At 62.6% G+C, this 19,276-nt stretch carries 20 protein-coding genes, 1 tRNA gene and 1 pseudogene; 18 read left to right on the top strand and 4 right to left on the bottom strand.

Going from position 1 to position 19,276, the window contains the following annotated elements; all coding sequences use genetic code 11:
- The first annotated feature begins 89 nt into the window (after positions 1 to 89).
- Positions 90 to 166 (top strand) — tRNA-Asp (locus tag X907_RS08920).
- Positions 167 to 246: 80 nt separating this feature from the next.
- Here X907_RS08920 and X907_RS08915 read toward each other — a convergent pair.
- The gene (locus X907_RS08915) at positions 247 to 1,656 is read right to left on the bottom strand and encodes a purple acid phosphatase family protein (protein ID WP_127567201.1); all 1,410 of its coding nucleotides are present in this window, start codon (positions 1,654 to 1,656) and stop codon (positions 247 to 249) included.
- Positions 1,657 to 1,873: 217 nt separating this feature from the next.
- Here X907_RS08915 and X907_RS08910 point away from each other — a divergent pair, with 217 nt between their 5' ends.
- Positions 1,874 to 2,548, top strand: a complete 675-nt coding sequence (locus X907_RS08910; protein WP_127567200.1) for a DUF1028 domain-containing protein — start codon at positions 1,874 to 1,876, stop codon at positions 2,546 to 2,548.
- 20 nt (positions 2,549 to 2,568) lie between these two features.
- On the opposite strand, the gene X907_RS08905 is transcribed toward X907_RS08910, so the two are convergent.
- From X907_RS08905 to X907_RS08895, 3 genes are read right to left on the bottom strand one after another with little or no spacing between them, the layout of a single operon-like run.
- A complete protein-coding gene (locus X907_RS08905; RefSeq protein WP_127567198.1) occupies positions 2,569 to 3,807 on the bottom strand; it encodes an ABC transporter permease in 1,239 nt (412 codons plus the stop codon).
- A complete protein-coding gene (locus X907_RS08900; RefSeq protein ID WP_127567196.1) occupies positions 3,804 to 4,493 on the bottom strand; it encodes an ABC transporter ATP-binding protein in 690 nt (229 codons plus the stop codon). Before X907_RS08900 ends, X907_RS08905 begins: the two co-directional genes overlap by 4 nt.
- Positions 4,493 to 5,977, bottom strand: coding sequence for an efflux RND transporter periplasmic adaptor subunit (locus X907_RS08895; RefSeq protein WP_127567194.1), 1,485 nt, complete (start codon positions 5,975 to 5,977; stop codon positions 4,493 to 4,495). The genes X907_RS08900 and X907_RS08895 overlap by 1 nt, the downstream gene beginning before the upstream one ends.
- A 333-nt stretch (positions 5,978 to 6,310) precedes the next feature.
- Between X907_RS08895 and X907_RS08890 the strand changes: the two genes are divergently transcribed.
- The 16 genes and pseudogenes from X907_RS08890 to nuoL all read left to right on the top strand — a co-directional run bounded on the left by X907_RS08890 (position 6,311) and on the right by nuoL (position 19,274).
- The gene (locus tag X907_RS08890; protein ID WP_127567192.1) at positions 6,311 to 6,676 is read left to right on the top strand and encodes an NADH-quinone oxidoreductase subunit A; all 366 of its coding nucleotides are present in this window, start codon (positions 6,311 to 6,313) and stop codon (positions 6,674 to 6,676) included.
- Positions 6,677 to 6,682: 6 nt separating this feature from the next.
- Complete coding sequence (locus X907_RS08885; RefSeq protein ID WP_127567190.1) at positions 6,683 to 7,261, top strand: NuoB/complex I 20 kDa subunit family protein; 579 nt, start codon at positions 6,683 to 6,685, stop codon at positions 7,259 to 7,261.
- A gap of 31 nt (positions 7,262 to 7,292) precedes the next feature.
- Positions 7,293 to 7,898, top strand: coding sequence for an NADH-quinone oxidoreductase subunit C (locus X907_RS08880; RefSeq protein WP_127567188.1), 606 nt, complete (start codon positions 7,293 to 7,295; stop codon positions 7,896 to 7,898).
- A 120-nt stretch (positions 7,899 to 8,018) separates the two neighbouring features.
- Positions 8,019 to 9,221 carry an NADH-quinone oxidoreductase subunit D gene (locus X907_RS08875; RefSeq protein WP_127567186.1) on the top strand — a complete coding sequence of 401 codons (1,203 nt, stop codon included), beginning with the start codon at positions 8,019 to 8,021 and terminating at the stop codon, positions 9,219 to 9,221.
- On the top strand, positions 9,221 to 9,592 hold the full coding sequence (locus X907_RS08870) for a nuclear transport factor 2 family protein (protein ID WP_127567184.1): 372 nt from the start codon (positions 9,221 to 9,223) through the stop codon (positions 9,590 to 9,592). Before X907_RS08875 ends, X907_RS08870 begins: the two co-directional genes overlap by 1 nt.
- A gap of 5 nt (positions 9,593 to 9,597) precedes the next feature.
- Positions 9,598 to 10,299, top strand: a pseudogene (nuoE, locus tag X907_RS08865) (NADH-quinone oxidoreductase subunit NuoE); the annotation flags it as partial.
- A 212-nt stretch (positions 10,300 to 10,511) separates the two neighbouring features.
- Entirely contained in the window at positions 10,512 to 11,813 is a 1,302-nt protein-coding gene (nuoF, locus tag X907_RS08860) for an NADH-quinone oxidoreductase subunit NuoF (RefSeq protein ID WP_127567180.1), read from the top strand.
- Positions 11,814 to 11,817: 4 nt separating this feature from the next.
- Entirely contained in the window at positions 11,818 to 12,075 is a 258-nt protein-coding gene (locus X907_RS14775; RefSeq protein ID WP_127567178.1) for a DUF4258 domain-containing protein, read from the top strand.
- Entirely contained in the window at positions 12,075 to 12,269 is a 195-nt protein-coding gene (locus tag X907_RS08850) for a DUF2283 domain-containing protein (RefSeq protein ID WP_127567176.1), read from the top strand. The genes X907_RS14775 and X907_RS08850 overlap by 1 nt, the downstream gene beginning before the upstream one ends.
- A gap of 6 nt (positions 12,270 to 12,275) precedes the next feature.
- Entirely contained in the window at positions 12,276 to 12,572 is a 297-nt protein-coding gene (locus tag X907_RS08845) for a YciI-like protein (protein WP_127567174.1), read from the top strand.
- 28 nt (positions 12,573 to 12,600) lie between these two features.
- The gene (nuoG, locus tag X907_RS08840; protein WP_127567172.1) at positions 12,601 to 14,712 is read left to right on the top strand and encodes an NADH-quinone oxidoreductase subunit NuoG; all 2,112 of its coding nucleotides are present in this window, start codon (positions 12,601 to 12,603) and stop codon (positions 14,710 to 14,712) included.
- 6 nt (positions 14,713 to 14,718) lie between these two features.
- Entirely contained in the window at positions 14,719 to 15,771 is a 1,053-nt protein-coding gene (nuoH, locus tag X907_RS08835; RefSeq protein WP_127567170.1) for an NADH-quinone oxidoreductase subunit NuoH, read from the top strand.
- A 9-nt stretch (positions 15,772 to 15,780) separates the two neighbouring features.
- Entirely contained in the window at positions 15,781 to 16,269 is a 489-nt protein-coding gene (nuoI, locus tag X907_RS08830) for an NADH-quinone oxidoreductase subunit NuoI (protein WP_127567168.1), read from the top strand.
- A gap of 102 nt (positions 16,270 to 16,371) precedes the next feature.
- On the top strand, positions 16,372 to 16,980 hold the full coding sequence (locus tag X907_RS08825; RefSeq protein ID WP_127567166.1) for an NADH-quinone oxidoreductase subunit J: 609 nt from the start codon (positions 16,372 to 16,374) through the stop codon (positions 16,978 to 16,980).
- The gene (gene nuoK, locus X907_RS08820) at positions 16,980 to 17,291 is read left to right on the top strand and encodes an NADH-quinone oxidoreductase subunit NuoK (protein WP_127567164.1); all 312 of its coding nucleotides are present in this window, start codon (positions 16,980 to 16,982) and stop codon (positions 17,289 to 17,291) included. The genes X907_RS08825 and nuoK overlap by 1 nt, the downstream gene beginning before the upstream one ends.
- A 9-nt stretch (positions 17,292 to 17,300) precedes the next feature.
- The gene (gene nuoL, locus X907_RS08815; RefSeq protein ID WP_127567162.1) at positions 17,301 to 19,274 is read left to right on the top strand and encodes an NADH-quinone oxidoreductase subunit L; all 1,974 of its coding nucleotides are present in this window, start codon (positions 17,301 to 17,303) and stop codon (positions 19,272 to 19,274) included.
- Positions 19,275 to 19,276 lie beyond the last annotated feature (2 nt).

Here is a 19,276-nt window from a genome sequence, read left to right as displayed (position 1 = left end):
ACGGCCTGATCGAACCGGCTTGACCGGCCAGAACACGCCGATTAAGTAACCCATCTCGTTCGGGGCCAGCCCCGGAGAAGAAGTGCCAAGCGGGTGTAGCTCAGTTGGTTAGAGTGCCGGCCTGTCACGCCGGAGGTCGCGGGTTCGAGCCCCGTCACTCGCGCCACTTCTTCACAAGAGAGATACCAAAAAAGGCCGCTCCTTCAGGAGCGGCCTTTTTGCTTTCATGGCTGCAAACTGCCGGGGTTATTTCTCCCGCGAGGTGCAGGCAAAACCATCCGGGCCGGTATCGTCATCGGCGCATTCGCGTACGGGCGGCAGGCTGGCCAGATCGTCGGCGATCCATACCGCGCCGTCTTCCCTGCGCGTCAGCGTGAAGGCGTCATAGAGCGTGCCTTGAGCGGTGTAGGCGGTGTAGGCCAGCTCATCACGCGAGAAGTCGATCAGGTGATAGAGCTGGGTGCCTTCGCCCCAGCGATCCGCCTCATTGGCGACACGGTCGTTAAGCGCATACATCTTGCCGCCTACGACCGTCACAATGCTGACCGGGCCGCTCTGCGGGGCAGGCTCAGCGCCCGGACGGCGCGGATTATCGGCATTGCTCCAGCGGCCATAGCAGTGATCGTGGCCCTGCAGGACGAGATGGATGCCCACCTCCTCAAACATGGGCAGCCAGGATTCGTGGATCAGGTCAGTGTTTTCGGGCCGCGCGCAGGTGATGAGCGGCTGGTGCATCACCACGACATTCCAGTTGGCTTCGCTCGCGCTGGCCACCTCCCGGATCCAGTCAGTAGTGGCTTCCATCTGGCCAAGGCTCAGCACGGCGGTGACATCCGGCACGATGAAGCGCACGCCCTGATAGTCCGAATAGAAGGAGGTGACTTGCGCGCCCGGCACACCGTTTTCCGGCAGCACGAACTGGAGCGGCCAGTGCGGTCCCAGCACACGAACAGAGCTGCCATCTGGCATCTCGCCGGGAATGTATTCGTGATTGCCGGCGGCGGGGATGTGAGGGATCGAGGCGTAGTGCATCGTGCCAGTGTCCCACCACTTGCCCCACTCATCGTCGTGGACCATGTCGGCGCGCTGGGATACGAAATCGCCAGCCGTGGTGATGACAGCCGGGTTGGAGGCGTGCCGGATAGCCTGCGTAATCACGCGATGGCCAACTTCGCCGATATAGTTCTGCACATCGCCCAGATAGACGAGCTGGAAGGGCTCGTCGCTGTCTGCAGCGGTGCGAAAATCGATCCATCCGGTCCAGCCATAGGCTCCTTCGACGCGATAGCTGTAGGCGGTGCCGGGTTCCAGACCGTCGAGCGCGAAGCGATGATGATGGGCGATGCCGTTCTCGGTTTCCAGCGCCCGGGTCTCAGCCTCGAACATCTGGCGCTGCGGGTTCTGTGCGGGGCCGGGGACGGCGCGCACCAGCTCAAGACGGCCCACGCTCTGGCGTGTATCGGTGCGATAGCTAATGCCGACGGACCGGGCCGGATCGGCGCCCACAGTTAGAATAATGCGGTCGGGAACGCCCGCCGGAGCGTAAGGGGCCCCCGGCGCATGGGGAGCTGGCGGGTTGGGAAGCGCGCGCGGTTCATCCGCGCTGGCTGAAATGGCAAGGCCGAGAGCCATGGCCGTGGCGGCGACAAAACGCATCTGGGCGCTCCTTTCTCGTCACTGGAGTGCAAGGAGTGGTAGCAGCCGGTCTTGATGGTTTTATGAAACCGCCCGTTGTTTTGTGACCCATGCGTCTACGGACAGAATGATCCCCACCTCGAAGCGGAACGTCCGGCCTGCCATAACGTTGTGGGAGCTACGCGAGGTGGAACCACGAATCCGCCATTACCATTGATCTGCGCTGCCCGGAGCCGCCATGACATTTTCCATCGTTGCGCGTTCTTCATGCGGCAAACTGTTCGGCGTGGCGGCACTGACCGAGATGCCTGCCGTCGGCAAGCTGCTCAGCCATGCCTGGCCGGGTGCCGGCGCGGCTGCGACCCAGGCCAAGGTCAATCCGTATCTGGGGATCGATGCCATGGAATTGCTGCGGAGGGGTGTTGATGCTGCTGATGCGTTGCAGCGTCTGATTTGCGCTGATCCGCGCGCGGACGAGCGGCAGCTGGCGGTAATTGGGGCCACCGGACCTGCAGTGACATGGACTGGCGCAGACTGCATTGCCTACGCAGGGGCGCTGGAGCGGGCGGACTTTTCGGTGCAGGGCAATCGGCTGGCGGGTCCGCACGTGCTGGAGGCCATGGCAGAGGCGTATCAGGGTAGCCGCGATGCGCCTTTTGATGAGAAGCTGATCCGCGCCGTGGAGGCAGGCGAGGCAGTGGGCGGCGACCGCAAGGGCGAACGCTCGGCCAATCTTCTGATCGTGTCCACCGAGGAATACCCGCTATGGGATATCCGTGTTGACGAGCATGAGGATCCGGCCGGAGAGCTTCGCCGCCTGCATGACGTGTTCCGCGACGACGTACTGCCCGAGCTGCTTGCCATGCCGACCAGGGGATGCCCGGCCGGTGCAAGGGATGAGACCGGCATCTGAGGCCCCGTGCCGGGTCTCCCTTATTCGTATCGCAAGGCGTCGATCGGATTGAGCTGGCTGGCCCGGTGTGCCGGATAGAAGCCGAACAATATGCCCACACCTGCAGCGGCGCCGATGGCGACAAAGGCAATCGTGGGTTCAATCGAGACGGGGAATTGTCCCATCGATTCCACCACCAGCGCGCCGATAGCGCCGCCTGCCATGCCGACCAGCCCGCCAGCCAGGCACAGCACGACGGCCTCGATGAGGAACTGGTTGCGAATATCGGCCTGCTTGGCGCCGATGGCCAGGCGCAGGCCAATCTCGCGCGTGCGCTCGGTCACTGACACCAGCATGATGTTCATGATGCCAATCCCGCCAACGACGAGCGAGATTACCGCTGTCGCTGCAAGCAGCAGGCCCAGCTGGCTTTCGGTCTCGTTGCGGGCGCGCAGAAACTCCGCGAAGTTCACGACCGCAAAATCGTCCGTGCCGCCGACGCGGATATTGCGGCGCACGCGCATCAGGTCCGTGATCTCTTCCGTCGCCGCGTCCATGTTACGCGCGCGGTCAATACCCAGCCAAATAGACTGGACGGGGTTGCGCACCCCGGCTGCTGAAAGCCCGCCCAGGCGGCCGCGCATGGTCGTTGCCGGAACAAAAATCACGTCATCCTGGTCTTGTCCCCAGCTGGACTGGCCGCGCTCGTCGAGTATGCCGACCACTTCGAGCGGCACGCCATTGATGCGTACGGCAGCGCCGGTTGCGCCGCCGGCGGGAAACAGTTCGTTGGCTACGGTGCGCCCGATCACGGCAACGCGGGCGGCGCCATCAAGCTCGGGCACGGTGAAGGCGCGTCCTTCCACGACGGCCCACTCACGAACGATGAAATAGTCCGGGTGCGTGCCGGCCACTTCGGTGGACCAGTTCACGCCGTCGACCACGGCGGTCAGACCGCGTTGCTGGATGATGCCGGCTGCTGCAATCACATAGGGCACGTTCTCGCGCAGCGCTTCGACGTCTTCATCGCTCAATGGTGTGCCGGACCCCGAACCGCCGCGCACCCCGCCCCGGAAGGAGGAGCCAGGGCGGACCTGCAGCGAGTTTGCGCCCAGTGCGCTGATCTGCGCATCGACGGCGGCTTTGGCGCCCTGGGAAATCGAGATCATCACGATGACCGAGCCGACGCCGATGATAACGCCGAGCATGGCCAGGAAGCTGCGCAGAGCGTTTACTCTCAGTGCGGTCAGCGCGACGGTTATCGCTGCGGTGAAGTTCATTGTGTGTCCTCCACAATCTTGCCGTCCCGGAAAACGATACGCCGGCGCGCGCGCGCGCCCACATCAGGCTCGTGCGTTACGAGGATGAGGGTGATGCCGGATGCATTCAGCTGGTCGAAAATGTCCATCACATCGTCGGACGTCTTTGAATCGAGGGCGCCCGTAGGCTCGTCGGCAAGCAGGATGCGCGGCTCATTGGAGAGGGCGCGGGCGATGGCTACGCGCTGCTGCTGGCCGCCCGACAGCTGGGACGGGTGGTGATCCATGCGGTCACCCAGCCCCACCATCTCCAGACATGCCGCCGCGCGTTGACGCCGCTCTGAGGCTGGCATGCCGCGATAGAGCAGGGGCAGGGCGACATTATCCAGCGCCGTAGTGCGCGGCAGCAGGTTGAACTGCTGGAACACGAAGCCGACGGTCTGGTTGCGGAACGCCGCCAGTTCATCGGCTGTGCGGTTCAGGAGGGACTGTCCGGCAATGGTCAGCTCGCCGCTGGTAGGCGTGTCGAGTGCGCCGAGCATGTTCATGAAGGTGGATTTGCCCGAGCCGGACGCGCCCATCACGGCGACATAGCCGCCCTCGGCAATGTCGCAATCCACCCCGCGCAGGGCATGAACGTCGCCGCCGCCCAGCTGGTAAACGCGCGATAGCTGGCGCGCCCTGATCAGCGTAGCGCTATCTGTCATCAGCGGACCTCACGCACGCGCACCACGACACGCTCACCTTCGCTGATGTTCTCGCCCATGACCTGGGTGTACTGCCCATCGGACAGGCCGACACGCACCGGGCGTGGTTCCAGGCGTCCATCGCTGCGCTGTATCCAGATTGTGCCGCGCTGAACTTCCTCGCGCGCGCCCTGGCGTCCGCCACTGCGCCGGGCGCCATCGGCCAGAATTGCGTTCAGACGCGCCAACTCTTCAGATGTCAGCACATCACCGAGCGCGCGCTGCAACATGGTTTGCATGTTGCCGCCACCGTCGCCGCCCATGCCCGGAGGGCCGCTGCGGCGCATGTTTTCAAAAGCCGATTGCAGGGCCTGCTCGGCCCGCGCCCGCCGGTCATCAGGCAGCTCCAGCGGATCCAGCAGGCGGGCCATCATGGCATTGCCGCCACTTCTCTGGGCAGGAGTGCTGGCTGCAGCGTCCGGCGCAACAAGGCTTTCGGCTGCGCCGCGCGGCTGGAAGCGCAGGGCTGTCGCCGGAACGGTGAGCGCGCCCGCAACATCGCCGGTGATGATGTTCACATTGGCCGTCATGCCCGGCAGCAGGCGCTGACCGGGATTGTCGGCTTCGATGACGACCGTGTAGGTGACCACGTTCTGCTCGGCGATGGCGGCAAGCCGGACCTGACGCACTTCACCGGAGAATTCACGTTCCCGGAAAGCATCAACCTCGAAAGTGACAGGCTGGCCTACCGCGATCTGGCCGATATCGGATTCGTCCACCCGCGCCTCAATCTGGATGCGTGAAAGATCGCGCGCGATGATGAAGAGAACGGGCGCATTCAGGCTGGCGGCCACTGTCTGACCGACATCGACCTGCCGGTCGATAACCACGCCGTCAATGGGCGAGCGGATGGTGGCGCGGTCGAGATCAACCTGCGCGCTTTCCAGGCTGGCCTCGCGCTGGTCGAGCGTGGCACGGGCATTCCTGAGATTGGCTTCGGCTACCTGAACATTGGCTGCCGCAGAATCGCGCGCGGTCTCGGCAGTATCGAACTGGACGCGCGAGAAGGTTCCGCGTTCAACCAGCTCGCTCGCCCGCTCGAAGGCGCGCTCTGCTTCACGCGCCTCGGCTCGCGAACGGGTCAGATTGGCCTGGCTGACGGAAACCTGGGACTGCGCCACCTCCACACTGGCCTGTGCCTCGCGGACGCGCGTCTCGAATGTTTGCGGGTCCAGCCGGGCGATGATCTGCCCGGCCTCCACCTCGTCGTTAAAGTCCGCCATCAGTTCGAGTATCTGGCCGGAAAGCTGGGAGCCGACCTCCACCGTGATCAGCGGCGCGATGGAGCCTGTAGAGGCAACCTGACGTGACAGGTCGCGCGGGGCGATCCGGTCCGTCTCGACCTGCAGGCTGCCTTCGCCGGGTGATGAAAATGACTGCCATGCCCAGAACGCCGCCAGTGCGGCAATGATGGCGGTAACGCCGGGGAGGAGGAATTTTTTCATATCTGCTTTGCTCGCGCCAATGGTGTGGGCTCCGCTTTAGCCGGAACGGGTTCATTACGTCCAACGCAATGACAGCCTATTTTCCGTCGCTTAGATGAACCGGGACTGAGCTTGGGCTCTCTAGATGAGAATGGCTCGCAAAAACAGATGCTTGCAGCGGCAATATGCGCTTCAATTGATGTCTCATACGGCTTGCGGGCGGGGGCGGTGCGCACTAGCTTCCGCCGAAATTGACAGGAGGGCTGTTCTTCTGTCAGGGGCTTGTGCAACGGCTGGGCGCGGCAGGGCTGCGTTCCGGCTATCCGGGGCTGATTAGCTACGCCAGGGCGGACAATGGACGCGGTACTTCTGGAATACCTTCCCGTTCTGATCTTCTTTGCCATCGCACTGGCAATGGGGATCGGCTTCATCGTCGCGGCAGCCGTGCTCGCGCCGTCTGATCCTGACCCGGAAAAGGTTTCGACCTACGAATGCGGCTTCAACGCCTTCGAGGACGCGCGGATGAAGTTCGACGTCCGCTTCTATCTGGTGGCAATTCTTTTCATCATTTTCGATCTGGAAGTGGCATTCCTGTTCCCGTGGATTTTCCCGATCTTCGAGGGGAATATCTTCGCCTTCTGGTCGATGATGGTGTTTCTCGGCGTGCTGACCGTCGGGTTCCTCTATGAGTGGCGCAAGGGCGCCCTGGACTGGGAGTAGACGATCATGGCGAACCCCACTGTTCCGGCCCCCACTGTTCCGGCAATGTCTGCGGCGCGCACCGGCGTTCCCGCATACGATCCGAAAAAGCACGACCCGTTCTTTGACGGCCTGTCAGACCAGCTGGCCGACAAGGGCTTTCTGGTGGCGCGCGCCGATGATCTCATCACCTGGGCGCGTACCGGCTCGCTGATGTGGATGACGTTCGGTCTGGCATGCTGCGCAGTCGAGATGATGCAGGCGGCCATGCCGCGCTATGATCTGGAGCGCTTTGGCGCGGCGCCGCGTGGTTCGCCCCGCCAGTCCGACGTGATGATCGTGGCCGGCACACTCACCAACAAGATGGCTCCGGCCCTGCGCAAGGTCTACGACCAGATGCCGGAGCCGCGCTACGTCATCTCGATGGGCAGCTGCGCCAATGGCGGCGGCTATTACCATTATTCCTACTCCGTGGTGCGTGGCTGTGACCGGATCGTGCCGGTGGACATCTATGTGCCGGGCTGTCCGCCGACAGCCGAAGCGCTGGTCTATGGCATTCTCCAGCTGCAGAAGAAGATCCGCCGCGAAGGCACGATAGAGCGCTAGTAAGAACCATCAGAGCAAGCGAGCCCCTCCCTTGAGCAAGCCCGATACCCTCTCAGAACTGGCCGCGCATCTTGCCGATGCGCTTGATGAGGATGTGCGCGAGCACGCGATTGCCCATGGTGAGCTGACGCTGACCATTCATCGTGACCGGGTGAAGAAGGTGCTGCGCTTCCTGCGTGATGACCCGGCCTGCCGGTTCACGACGCTGATTGATATTTGCGGGGTAGACTGGCCGTCGCGCTCGGACCGTTTCGACGTCGTCTATCACTTGCTGTCCATGCATCATAATACGCGAATCCGCGTGCTGCTGACCGTCGCAGAAGACGCCAGCGTTGAGAGCGTGGTGGACATTTACCCGGCCGCCAACTGGTTCGAGCGCGAGGCGTTCGATATGTATGGCGTGGTCTTTGATGGCCACCCGGATTTGCGCCGCATCCTTACCGATTATGGATTTGAGGGCTTCCCGCTACGCAAGGACTTCCCGCTGACCGGCTTTGTCGAAGTGCGCTACGACGCCGCGCAAAAGCGCGTAGTCTACGAGCCGGTGAACCTGATCCAGGAATACCGCGACTTCGATTTCCTCTCGCCATGGGAAGGCGCCAAGCTCGTCATTCCCGGTGATGAGAAAGCGCAGTGAGTGGGTGGGAAAAGACATGAGCATCGCCGCCGCACGCCACTTTGAAGACCGGACGCCAGAGCGCGCCCGCTATTCGCTACTCACTACTCGCTACTCGCTTTTGCACGGAGGTGCGCCGCTGTGACCGATACGCCCGCCACCGAAGACATCCGCAACTTCACGATCAATTTCGGCCCCGTTCACCCGGCCGCCCACGGCGTGTTGCGCATGGTGCTGGAGCTGGATGGCGAGGTAGTCGAGCGCGTTGATCCGCATATTGGCCTGTTGCATCGCGGCACCGAGAAGCTGCTGGAGCACAAGACCTATCTGCAGGGCATCGGCTATTTCGACCGTCTCGACTATGTCGCGCCGATGAACCAGGAGCATGCCTTCTGCCTGGCGGTCGAGCGGCTTGCCGGCATCCCTGTCCCGAAGCGCGGCCAGTATGTACGTGTGCTCTATTGCGAGATCGGCCGCATCCTCAATCACCTCTTGAACGTCACCACGCAGGCGATGGACGTTGGCGCGCTGACCCCGCCGCTCTGGGGCTTTGAAGAGCGCGAAAAGCTGATGATCTTCTACGAGCGCGCGTCGGGCGCGCGCCTGCACGCGCACTATTTCCGCCCCGGCGGCGTCCATCAGGACCTGCCGCAGGAACTGGTCGATGACATCGCCAAATGGTGCGAGGCATTCCCCAAGGCGCTCAACGACATTGACGCGCTTCTGACCGATAACCGCATCTTCAAGCAGCGCAATGCCGATATTGGCGTGGTGTCGAAGGAAGATGCGCTCGCCTGGGGTTTCTCCGGTGTGATGGTACGCGGCTCCGGCATGGCCTGGGATTTGCGCCGTGCGCAGCCCTACGAGGTCTATGACGAGCTCGACTTCAAGATCGCGATTGGCAAGAACGGCGATTGCTATGACCGCTATCTCGTCCGCATGGAGGAGATGCGCGAGTCTTGCAAGATCATGCAGCAATGCTGTGAGTGGCTGTCGAAGCCTGAAAATCAGGGCGAAGTGCTGCCGACAGACACCAAGTTTGCGCCGCCGCGCCGCGCCGAGATGAAGCGCTCCATGGAAGCGCTCATCCACCACTTCAAGCTTTACACCGAAGGCGTCCACGTGCCTGAGGGCCATTGCTACGCCGCCGTGGAAGCGCCCAAGGGCGAGTTCGGCGTCTATCTGGTCGCTGATGGCTCCAACAAGCCCTACCGGGTGAAAATCCGCGCGCCGGGCTTTGCTCACCTTGCGGCCATGGATCATCTGAACCGGGGCCACATGCTCGCTGACGTATCGGCGATTCTGGGTTCTCTCGACATCGTGTTCGGAGAGGTGGACCGCTAATGCTCGCCGCGCACGCCATAGCAGACGCTGCCAGTCCTGAGCGCCTCGCTGAGGCCCAGCTGGCCGCGTATAATGCGCGCGATCTGGACGCGTTCGCGGCCTGCTTTGCAGACGATGTGGAAGTCTATGATTTCCCCGGCGTGCTGAGCCTGAAAGGCCGCGATGCCTTCCGCGCGCGCTATGTCGAGCGGTTCAAGAGCGAAGGCCTTCACGCCATCGCTGTCCACCGCGCGGTGATCGGCTCTCGCGTGATCGATCATGAGCGCGTCTGGCTGGAAGGCGAAGCGAAGTCCGCGCCCATCGATCTTGTTGTGATTTACACCGTGCGTGATGGGTTTATCGCGCGCGTCGACTTTATAAGGGAAGGGTAGCCGGGATGAGCGTGCGCCGTCTTGCAGCCGCCGAAGTGCAACCGGAAAGCTTCACGTTTTCAAAGGAAAGCGAGAAGAAAATTGCGTTCTGGATGAACAAGTATCCGGAAGACCGGAAAGCCTCTGCTGTCATTCCGCTGCTCTGGCTTGCCCAGAAGCAGGAGGGCTGGGTGTCCGAGCCTGCCCTGCGCGAGATCGCGGCGCGCTGCGAGATGCCCTATATCCGCGTCTACGAGGTCGCGACCTTCTACACCATGTTCAATCTGGAGCCTGTGGGCGAGCACCTGATCCAGGTGTGCGGCACGACGCCGTGCTGGCTGCGCGGGGCGGACGACCTGAAAGCCGTGTGCGAGAAGCGCATCGGCAAGAAGGGCCGCGGCAATGTCAGCGCCGATGGCAAATTCTCCTGGGAAGAGGTGGAATGCCTCGGCGCGTGCTCCAACGCGCCCATGGTCCAGATCGCCAACAAGGATGGTGACTATTACTACGAGGATCTGACAGGCGCCGCGCTGGAACAGATTCTGGATGATCTGGCTGCTGGTAAACCCGTCGAGATGGGGCCCGTAACGGGGCGCAAATGCTCCGAGCCTGTCGAAGCTGATGTTGCGGTTCTGACGGCCGCGGAGCTGTATGATGGCAGCCGGGCAAAGCCCATGCCTTACCTGCCCAACACACCGGAAGCCAAAGCGGCGGCGGAAAAGGGTGAAGACCCTGATCCCGTCAAGAAGGGCCGCCCGGCCCAAAAGGCGCCTGACGCTGATGAATCGGGCGGTGCGGTGAAGAGCGCGCCGCGCAAGACCGCGAAGGCCGTGGCGAAAACGGCTCCGGCCAAAAAGCCTGCCGCCAAGACTGCCGCGAAAAAGCCTGCGGCCAAAAAACCTGCGGCGAAGAAACCCGCCACGAAGAAGGATGCTGAATAATGCTTCTTCACGATAAAGACCGGATTTTCACCAATCTCTATGGCCGCCATGACTGGCGCCTGGAGGGGGCCAAAAAGCGCGGATGCTGGAACGGCACTGCCGAAATCCTGCAGCAGGGGCGCGACTGGATCATCGACGAGATGAAGGGGTCCGGCCTGCGCGGACGCGGCGGGGCAGGCTTCCCGACGGGCCTCAAATGGTCGTTCATGCCAAAGGAAGTGGGCGCGCGCCCGCACTATCTGGTGGTCAATGCCGACGAGTCCGAGCCCGGCACCTGCAAGGACCGGGAGATCATGCGCAATGATCCCCACCATCTGATCGAAGGCTGCCTTATCGCCAGCTTCGCGATGCAGGCCCATGCCTGCTACATCTATCTGCGCGGCGAATATGTGCATGAGCGCGAGCGCATGGAAGCTGCTGTCGCCGAAGCCTATGAGGCCAAACTCATCGGCAAGGACAACAAGAACGGCTGGGATTTCGACGTCTACATCCATCACGGCGCAGGCGCGTATATCTGCGGTGAGGAAACGGCGCTTCTGGAAAGCCTTGAGGGCAAGAAGGGTCAGCCGCGCATGAAGCCGCCATTCCCGGCAGGCGCGGGCCTCTATGGCTGCCCCACCACCGTGAACAATGTGGAATCCATTGCCGTTGCACCGACAATCCTGCGCCGGGGCAAGGAGTGGTTTCTTCAGTTTGGCCGTCCGAACAATTCCGGCACCAAAATCTTCTCCATTTCCGGCCATGTGAACGCGCCGTGCAATGTGGAAGAGGCGATGTCGATCCCGCTTAAAAAACTGATCGACACCTATGCGGGCGGTGTGCGCGGCGGCTGGGATAATCTCAAGGCCGTGATCCCGGGCGGCTCGTCCGTGCCGCTGATCCCCAAAGAGATCTGCGACGACGTGCTGATGGATTTCGACGCGCTGCGCGATGTGAAATCGGGTCTGGGCACCGCCGCCGTCATCGTGATGGACAACTCCACCGACGTGGTGAAGGCGATTGCCCGCATCAGCTATTTCTACAAGCACGAGAGCTGCGGCCAGTGTACGCCGTGCCGTGAGGGTACGGGCTGGATGTGGCGCGTGCTGGAGCGCATGGCGCGCGGTGAAGCCGAGATCGGCGAGATCGATGATCTCTTGGACGTGGCGGGCCAGGTGGAAGGCCACACGATCTGCGCGCTCGGCGATGCGGCGGCCTGGCCGGTACAGGGCCTGATCCGCCATTTCCGCCACGAGATCGAAGACCGGATCAATAATTACCGCGCCGGCAAGCCGGTGTTTGTGCCGGTGGCAGCGGAGTAGGAGCGTGAGGCTTCGATTGACGGCACATGCGCGTGAGCGGATCGAAGCGAGAGGTGTAAAAACGGAATGGATTGAGGCAGCGCTGTCTCAGCCAGACCGGACAGAGCCAGACCCGAAAGACCCGGATCTGGTAAGGTATTTCAAGGCACTGCCTGAGTTTGAAGGCAGGGTCCTCAGAGTGGTTTCCCGGCAGGAGTCGGGCAGCTACACCATCGTGACGGCATTCTTCGACCGCGGAGAGCGCCGGAGCAGGAGAGAGTGATGAACTGGCGGTATGACCACGAGGCAGATGCAGCCTATCTGCGCCTCACGGACGCCAAAGTCGTGGAAAGCGACGAGGTGGCCGATGACATCGTGATCGATCTGGATGCTGACAACAAGATTGTCGGTATCGAGGTGCTGCATGCGTCTCGGCGGCTGGCCGATTCCATCCTTCACCCTGCGGCAGCGGAGTAGGGAACGATGAAACACTTCATCCTCTTCTACGAGACCGCGCCGGACTACATGGAGCGCCGGGGCGAGTTCCGCTCGGTGCATCTGGGTCTCGCACGCGAGTTTCAGGCGCGCGGCGAGCTGGTGCTGGCCGGTGCGCTGGCAGACCCCGCCGATGGCGCGGTGCTGGTGTTCAAGGGTGAAGACAAAGGCGTGGCCGAGCGGTTTGCGAACGAAGACCCGTACGTGAAGAACGGGCTGATCGCGAGCTGGCGGGTGCGTGAATGGACGACTGTGGTGGGCGAAGGCGCCCTGACGAAAGTTTGATGCCCGAAGGGGCCGTGGAGCAGGTTTGATGAGCGAGAATACGCGCACCATCATCATTGACGGCGACGAGGTCACCGTTCCGCAGGACTATAACCTGCTGCAGGCTGCCGAGGCGGCGGGGCGCGAGATTCCGCGCTTCTGCTACCATGAGCGCCTGTCGGTGGCCGGTAATTGCCGGATGTGCCTTGTGGAGCTGGTCGGTGCGCCCAAGCCGGTGGCGTCCTGTGCCTTCCTGGTGCGTGACATGCGCGGCGGACCCAATGGCGAGCCGCCTGCCATGCGCACGCTTTCTCCGCTGGTCAAAAAGGCGCGCGAAGGGGTGATGGAGTTCCTCCTCATCAACCACCCGCTGGACTGCCCGATCTGTGACCAGGGCGGCGAGTGCGATTTGCAGGACCAGTCGCTGATGTATGGCCGCGCAGGCTCTCGCTATGGCGAAAACAAGCGCGCGGTTGAAGACAAATACATGGGCCCGCTCATCAAGACGGTTATGACGCGCTGTATCCAGTGTACGCGCTGCGTGCGCTTTGCCACCGAGATTGCCGGTGTGCCGGAAATCGGCGCCATCGGGCGCGGCGAGGACATGGAGATCACGACCTATCTGGAGCAGTCCATGACGTCGGAGCTCTCCGGCAATGTCATCGATCTGTGTCCGGTCGGCGCGCTCACCTCGCGCCCCTACGCCTTCAATGCGCGGCCCTGGGAGCTGACCAAGACCGAGACTATCGACGTGATGGACGCGCTCGGCGCCAATATCCGTGTGGATAGCCGTTCCGGCGCTGTGCTGCGCATCATGCCGCGCATCCATGAGGGCGTGAACGAGGAATGGATTTCCGACAAGACACGCTTCGTGTGGGACGGTCTTGGCCGCCAGCGCCTCGACAAGCCCTATGTGCGCAAGGGCGGCAAACTCACCGCCATTGGCTGGGATGAGGCGCTGACCGTGGCGGCGGAAAAACTCTCCGGCGATGCGTCGAAGATCGGTGTGATCGCTGGTGATCTCAACGATGCCGAAGGCCTCAAAGCCGCCAAAGACCTCTTTGACGCGCTCGGTGTGACATCGCTCGATTGCCGTCAGGATGGCTCGAAACTCGGCGGCGGAGCGCGCGAAGGCTATCTCTTCAACGCGACGATTGCCGGTATCGACAAGGCCGACGCCATTCTCTTTATCGGTGCCAATCCGCGCGTCGATGCGCCGGTGCTCAATGCCCGCATCCGCCAGCGCTGGCTCAATGGCCAGCTCGATGTGGCGATGATCGGCGAGGCCGTTGATCTCACCTATCCGTATGAGCATCTGGGCAGCGGTCCGGACGCGATTGGCGCGCTTGCCAAGAAGCGCTCCGGCTTCATCAAGACGCTCAAAGACGCGAAAAACCCGATCATCATCCTCGGCAATGCCGCCACCGCCCGCGCCGATGGGGCGCAAGTGCTGCGCGCCGCCGGAGAGCTGGCCAAAGCCGCCGGTGTGGTGCGCGAAGGCTGGAACGGCTTCTCCGTCCTGCACACGGCCGCCAGCCGCGTTGCCGGTCTCGATATGGGCTTCCTGCCCGGCGAGGGCGGACGCGATACGGATGCCATTCTCGAAGCGGCGGGCAAGGGGCAGCTCGATACGGTCGTGCTGCTCGGCGCTGACGAGATCGACACGGGCAAGCTCGGCAAGGCGTTTGTCATTTATGTAGGCCATCACGGCGATGCCGGTGCCATGCGCGCCGATCTGATATTGCCGTCAGCCGCTTATACCGAAAAGCCTGGGCTGTACGTGAACACCGAAGGCCGCGCTCAGCTGGCCGAGCGGGCCGTGTTCCCCAAAGGCGAAGCCAAAGAGGACTGGGCGATCTTCCGCGCTCTGTCGGCGCGTCTGAACAAGACGCTGCCCTATGACAGCCTGAATGCGCTGCGGGCAAAGCTGATCGAGGAGATCGAGAGCTTCGGCCAGATCGACCACGCGCCGGGCGCAGAAGGTGCGGGCAGCTTTGATCCGTCCACGCTGGGCGAGGCGGGCGAGGTTTCCTCTGAGCCCTTCGTCAGCCCGGTGAAGGATTTCTACCTGACGAACGCCATCGCGCGGGCGTCGAAAACAATGGCGGAGTGCTCGGCTGCGGCGAAGGCCGCGCGTGCCACGCTGCAGGCAGCGGAGTAGGGGCTGATGAACGATTTCGTCACCGAATTCGGTCCGGTCTGGGGCACGGCGCTGGCGGTTGGCCAGATCCTCGCCTTCATGGTCGTGCTGCTCTTGTCGCTGGCCTTCCTGCTGCTGATGGACCGCAAGGTCTGGGCGGCGGTGCAGATGCGTAAAGGCCCCAACGTGGTCGGCGCGTTCGGCCTGCTCCAGTCCTTCGCTGACTTCCTGAAGTTCGTGCTGAAGGAAATCGTCATTCCGGCAGGCGCGGACCGTCCGCTCTTCATTCTCGCGCCGCTGATCACCTTCACGCTCGCCTTCATCGCCTGGGCGGTGATCCCGGTCGCGCCGGGCTGGGTGATTTCCGACATCAATGTAGGCATTCTCTTCCTGTTCGCGATCTCCTCACTGGGCGTTTACGGCATCATCATTGGCGGCTGGGCGTCGAACTCGAAATATCCCTTCCTGGGCGCGCTGCGCTCTGCCGCGCAGATGGTCTCCTACGAGGTTTCCATCGGTTTCGTGATCGTCACCATCCTCCTGATGGCCGGCACGATGAACCTATCCGAGATCGTGATGGCGCAGGCCGGCGGCTTCTGGAACTGGCATGTATTGTCGTTTGACCTCTTACCCTGGCCGGTCTTTGTCATCACCATTCCGATGTTCGTGATCTTCTTCATCTCGGCGCTGGCAGAGACCAACCGGCCGCCATTTGACCTGCCGGAAGCGGAATCCGAACTGGTGGCGGGCTATCAGGTGGAATACTCCTCCACGCCCTATTTGCTCTTCATGATCGGCGAATATCTCAACATCGTGCTGATGTGCTCGCTGATGACCGTGCTGTTCCTCGGCGGCTGGCATGCGCCCTTTGATGTCGCGCCCTTCACCTGGATACCGCCGGTCTTCTGGTTCGCCCTGAAAGTGCTGTTCCTGTTCTTCATGTTCGCCATGGTGAAGGCGCTCGTACCCCGCTACCGCTATGACCAGCTGATGCGTCTGGGCTGGAAGATCTTCCTGCCGACCTCGCTCGTCGCGGTCGCGGTGATGGGCGCTGTCGTTGTCTACTCGAATGCAAGCTAGGACAATCCAATGAGCCGTATCGCCCAAACCCTGCGCGGAGCCGCCCTGATGGATTTCTGGGGCGCGTTCGGCCTTGGCATGCGCCAGCTTTTCACGCCGAAGCCGACCGTGAACTATCCGTTCGAGAAGGGCCGCCTGTCGCCCCGCTTCCGTGGCCAGCACGCGCTGCGCCGCTACGCCAATGGCGAGGAGCGCTGCATCGCGTGCAAGCTGTGCGAAGCGGTGTGCCCGGCGCAGGCCATCACCATCGAGGCCGAACCGCGCGAGGACGGCTCACGCCGCACCACGCGCTACGATATCGACATGGTCAAATGCATCTATTGCGGCTTCTGCCAGGAAGCCTGCCCGGTCGATGCCATCGTGGAAGGCCCGAACTTCGAGTACGCGACCGAAACGCGCGAAGAACTCTACTACGACAAGGACAAGCTTCTCGAGAACGGGGACCGCTGGGAACGTGAGATTGCCCGGAACCTCGAACTCGACGCCCGCTACCGGTAACGCTAGAAGGGCGCCCGACTCATATTAGCCCGGTCCGGAAAGCCTTTCCGGTGCCGTTATTGACCAGACAGCCCACAGCCCGTTCGGGCCCAAGGGGGGACCATGCTGCAGGCAGCGGCGTTTTACATTCTGGCAGGGACGGCGGTTATCTCCGCCTTCATGGTAGTGGCCGCACGCAATCCTGTGCGCGCCGTATTGTTCCTGATCCTGACCTTTTTCTCGGCGGCGGGCCTGTTTGTGATGCTGGGGGCCGAGTTCCTCGCCATGCTGCTGGTCATTGTCTATGTCGGCGCGGTGGCGGTGCTCTTCCTCTTCGTCGTGATGATGCTGGATGTGGACTTTGCCGCGCTCAAAGAGGGCTTTCTCAGCTATCTGCCACTCGGCGGCGCGGTTGCGCTGGCGCTGGTGGGCATTCTGTCCCTGACGGGCATCACCTGGGTGGTGTCGGATACGGCGGGCGCTGCGCTGCAGACGCCTGTACCGCCGGAGATGACGAATGCCGAGGCGCTCGGCTCCATCCTCTATGACCGTTACGTCTTCTTCTTCCAGCTGGCGGGCCTTGTCCTGCTGGTGGCGATGATCGGGGCCATCGTGCTCACCTTGCGTCACCGCGAGGGCGTGCGCCGCCAGAACATCGCGCGCCAGGTGCAGCGCCGCCGCGAGGAAGGAGTCGAGCTGGTCGAGGTCAAATCGGGCGAGGGGATCGGCTAATGTTCGAGATCGGTCTGGGACACTATCTGACGCTGGCCGCGATCCTGTTCACGATTGGCGTGTTCGGCATTTTCGTGAACCGCAAGAACGTCATCATCCTTTTGATGTCGATCGAGCTGATCCTGCTGGCGGTGAACGTGAACATGGTCGCGTTCTCCTCCCATCTGGGCGACCTGACCGGGCAGGTCTTCGCGATGCTGATCCTCACGGTCGCAGCGGCTGAGGCGGCTGTCGGCCTCGCCATCCTCGTCGTCTTCTTCCGCAACCGCGGCGATATCGCGGTTGAGGGCGTCAACCTGATGAAGGGCTAGAGCGGCATCATGGCTTTTATCGTCGTTTTCGGACCCCTTCTGGCAGCCATCATTGCCGGCCTGTTCCACAAACAGATCGGCACGCGCGCCAGCCAGTTCATCACCACCGGGGCCACTATCGCCGCCGCTCTGGCATCGGCATGGCTGTTTGTGGACGTGGCAATCCTTGGCAATGCGCGCACTTACGAGCTCGCGCAGTGGATGGCCGTCGGCAATTTCGACATTAGCTGGGACATCCGGCTGGATTCGCTCTCGGCGGTAATGCTGGTCGTTGTGACCAGCGTGTCCGCGCTCGTGCATGTGTATTCGTGGGGCTATATGGCCGACGATCCGCACCGCGCGCGCTTCTTTGCCTATCTGTCGCTCTTCACCTTCGCCATGCTGTCGCTGGTGACGGCTGACAACTTCCTGCAGATGTTCTTCGGCTGGGAAGGCGTGGGCCTCGCCTCCTATCTGCTCATCGGCTTCTGGTACAAGAAGAAGTCCGCCAATGACGCGGCCATCAAGGCGTTCGTCACCAACCGCGTCGGCGATTTCGGCCTGGCGCTCGGCGTGATGGCGGTGTTTGCCGTGTTCGGCACGCTCGATTTCGATGCCGTGTTCGGTCAGGTCGATGACGGCAGTGTCCAGACGCTCACCCTGTTCGGCCTCGAATTCATGGCGCTGGAGCTGATCGCCTTCCTGCTCTTCATCGGGGCGATGGGCAAATCGGCGCAGTTCTTCCTGCATGTCTGGCTTCCCGACGCCATGGAAGGCCCGACGCCGGTTTCCGCCCTGATCCACGCCGCGACCATGGTGACGGCGGGCGTGTTCCTGGTGTGCCGCTGCTACCCGATCTACGAGCTGGCGCCGAACACTTCGGCCATCATCACCTTCATCGGTGCGACGACGGCGCTGTTTGCCGCCACGGTTGGCCTTGTGCAGAACGACATCAAGCGCGTGATCGCGTACTCGACCTGCTCGCAACTCGGCTACATGTTCTTCGCGGCGGGGCTTGGCCTCTACTCGGCGGCCATGTTCCACCTGTTTACGCACGCCTTCTTCAAGGCGCTCCTGTTCCTGGGTGCCGGTTCGGTTATTCACGGCCTCCATCACGAGCAGGACATGCGCAATATGGGCGGCATCTACAAGCTGCTGCCCGTCACCTGGATCATGATGATTATCGGCACGCTGGCGCTGACGGGCGTGGGCATTCCGCTGCTCAATCTCGGCTTTGCCGGCTTCTACTCGAAGGACATGATCATCGAGGAAGCCTTCATGGCGGGCGCGGACGGCGTGACGTTTGGCTATCTCGCCTTCCTGGTGGCCATCATCGCGGCGGGCCTGACGTCGTTCTACTCCTGGCGCCTTATCTTCATGACCTTCCACGGCAAGTTCCGTGGCGACAAGCATACGCTTGACCACGCCCATGAGAGCCCGTGGATCATGGTGATCCCGCTTCTGCTGCTGGCCGTTGGTGCGATATTCGCCGGCTGGCTGTTCCGCAGTGATTTTGTTGGCCGCGGGGCACTGGAGTTCTGGGGCGGCAGCCTGCCTGCCGGTCCGTACGCGATAGGCAATTACGGAGAAGGGGCCACGGGCCATCATCCGCCCGACTGGGTGCTGTTCAGCCCGATTGCCGTGACGGTGCTCGGCTTTGTGCTCGCCTACTGGTTCTACGTGGTGAAGGAAGGCCTGCCCGCGAAGATCGCTGCGCGTGGCGGCCCGCTCCACAGCTTCCTCTATAACAAGTGGTATTTCGACGAGATCTACGACTTCATCTTCGTGCGCGGCGCGCGCGGGCTTGGTGATCTGTTCTGGAAGGTGGGCGACCGGCGCATCATTGACGGGCTCGGCCCGGATGGCGTGGCCGGCACCGTCATGCAGGCGGGCCGCCGCATCGTGCGCCTGCAGTCGGGCTATCTCTATCACTACGCATTCGTGATGCTGATCGGCGTTCTGGGCCTTGCCGTCTGGCTGGTCGCGCGGGCCGGGGGACAATAGGC

This window comes from Glycocaulis alkaliphilus, from assembly GCF_004000605.1.
Classification (GTDB): domain Bacteria; phylum Pseudomonadota; class Alphaproteobacteria; order Caulobacterales; family Maricaulaceae; genus Glycocaulis; species Glycocaulis alkaliphilus.
This window is presented reverse-complemented; position numbering and strand designations above follow the sequence as displayed.

What these genes read in the sequence shown, in the direction of transcription:
- X907_RS08915 (WP_127567201.1), bottom strand. Translation starts at nt 1,656, where the DNA reads ATGCGTTTTGTCGCCGCCACGGCCATGGCTCTCGGCCTTGCCATTTCA.
- X907_RS08910 (WP_127567200.1), top strand. Translation starts at nt 1,874, where the DNA reads ATGACATTTTCCATCGTTGCGCGTTCTTCATGCGGCAAACTGTTCGGC.
- X907_RS08905 (WP_127567198.1), bottom strand. Translation starts at nt 3,807, where the DNA reads ATGAACTTCACCGCAGCGATAACCGTCGCGCTGACCGCACTGAGAGTA.
- X907_RS08900 (WP_127567196.1), bottom strand. Translation starts at nt 4,493, where the DNA reads ATGACAGATAGCGCTACGCTGATCAGGGCGCGCCAGCTATCGCGCGTT.
- X907_RS08895 (WP_127567194.1), bottom strand. Translation starts at nt 5,977, where the DNA reads ATGAAAAAATTCCTCCTCCCCGGCGTTACCGCCATCATTGCCGCACTG.
- X907_RS08890 (WP_127567192.1), top strand. Translation starts at nt 6,311, where the DNA reads ATGGACGCGGTACTTCTGGAATACCTTCCCGTTCTGATCTTCTTTGCC.
- X907_RS08885 (WP_127567190.1), top strand. Translation starts at nt 6,683, where the DNA reads ATGGCGAACCCCACTGTTCCGGCCCCCACTGTTCCGGCAATGTCTGCG.
- X907_RS08870 (WP_127567184.1), top strand. Translation starts at nt 9,221, where the DNA reads ATGCTCGCCGCGCACGCCATAGCAGACGCTGCCAGTCCTGAGCGCCTC.
- nuoF (WP_127567180.1), top strand. Translation starts at nt 10,512, where the DNA reads ATGCTTCTTCACGATAAAGACCGGATTTTCACCAATCTCTATGGCCGC.
- X907_RS08850 (WP_127567176.1), top strand. Translation starts at nt 12,075, where the DNA reads ATGAACTGGCGGTATGACCACGAGGCAGATGCAGCCTATCTGCGCCTC.
- X907_RS08845 (WP_127567174.1), top strand. Translation starts at nt 12,276, where the DNA reads ATGAAACACTTCATCCTCTTCTACGAGACCGCGCCGGACTACATGGAG.
- nuoG (WP_127567172.1), top strand. Translation starts at nt 12,601, where the DNA reads ATGAGCGAGAATACGCGCACCATCATCATTGACGGCGACGAGGTCACC.
- nuoH (WP_127567170.1), top strand. Translation starts at nt 14,719, where the DNA reads ATGAACGATTTCGTCACCGAATTCGGTCCGGTCTGGGGCACGGCGCTG.
- nuoI (WP_127567168.1), top strand. Translation starts at nt 15,781, where the DNA reads ATGAGCCGTATCGCCCAAACCCTGCGCGGAGCCGCCCTGATGGATTTC.
- X907_RS08825 (WP_127567166.1), top strand. Translation starts at nt 16,372, where the DNA reads ATGCTGCAGGCAGCGGCGTTTTACATTCTGGCAGGGACGGCGGTTATC.
- nuoK (WP_127567164.1), top strand. Translation starts at nt 16,980, where the DNA reads ATGTTCGAGATCGGTCTGGGACACTATCTGACGCTGGCCGCGATCCTG.
- nuoL (WP_127567162.1), top strand. Translation starts at nt 17,301, where the DNA reads ATGGCTTTTATCGTCGTTTTCGGACCCCTTCTGGCAGCCATCATTGCC.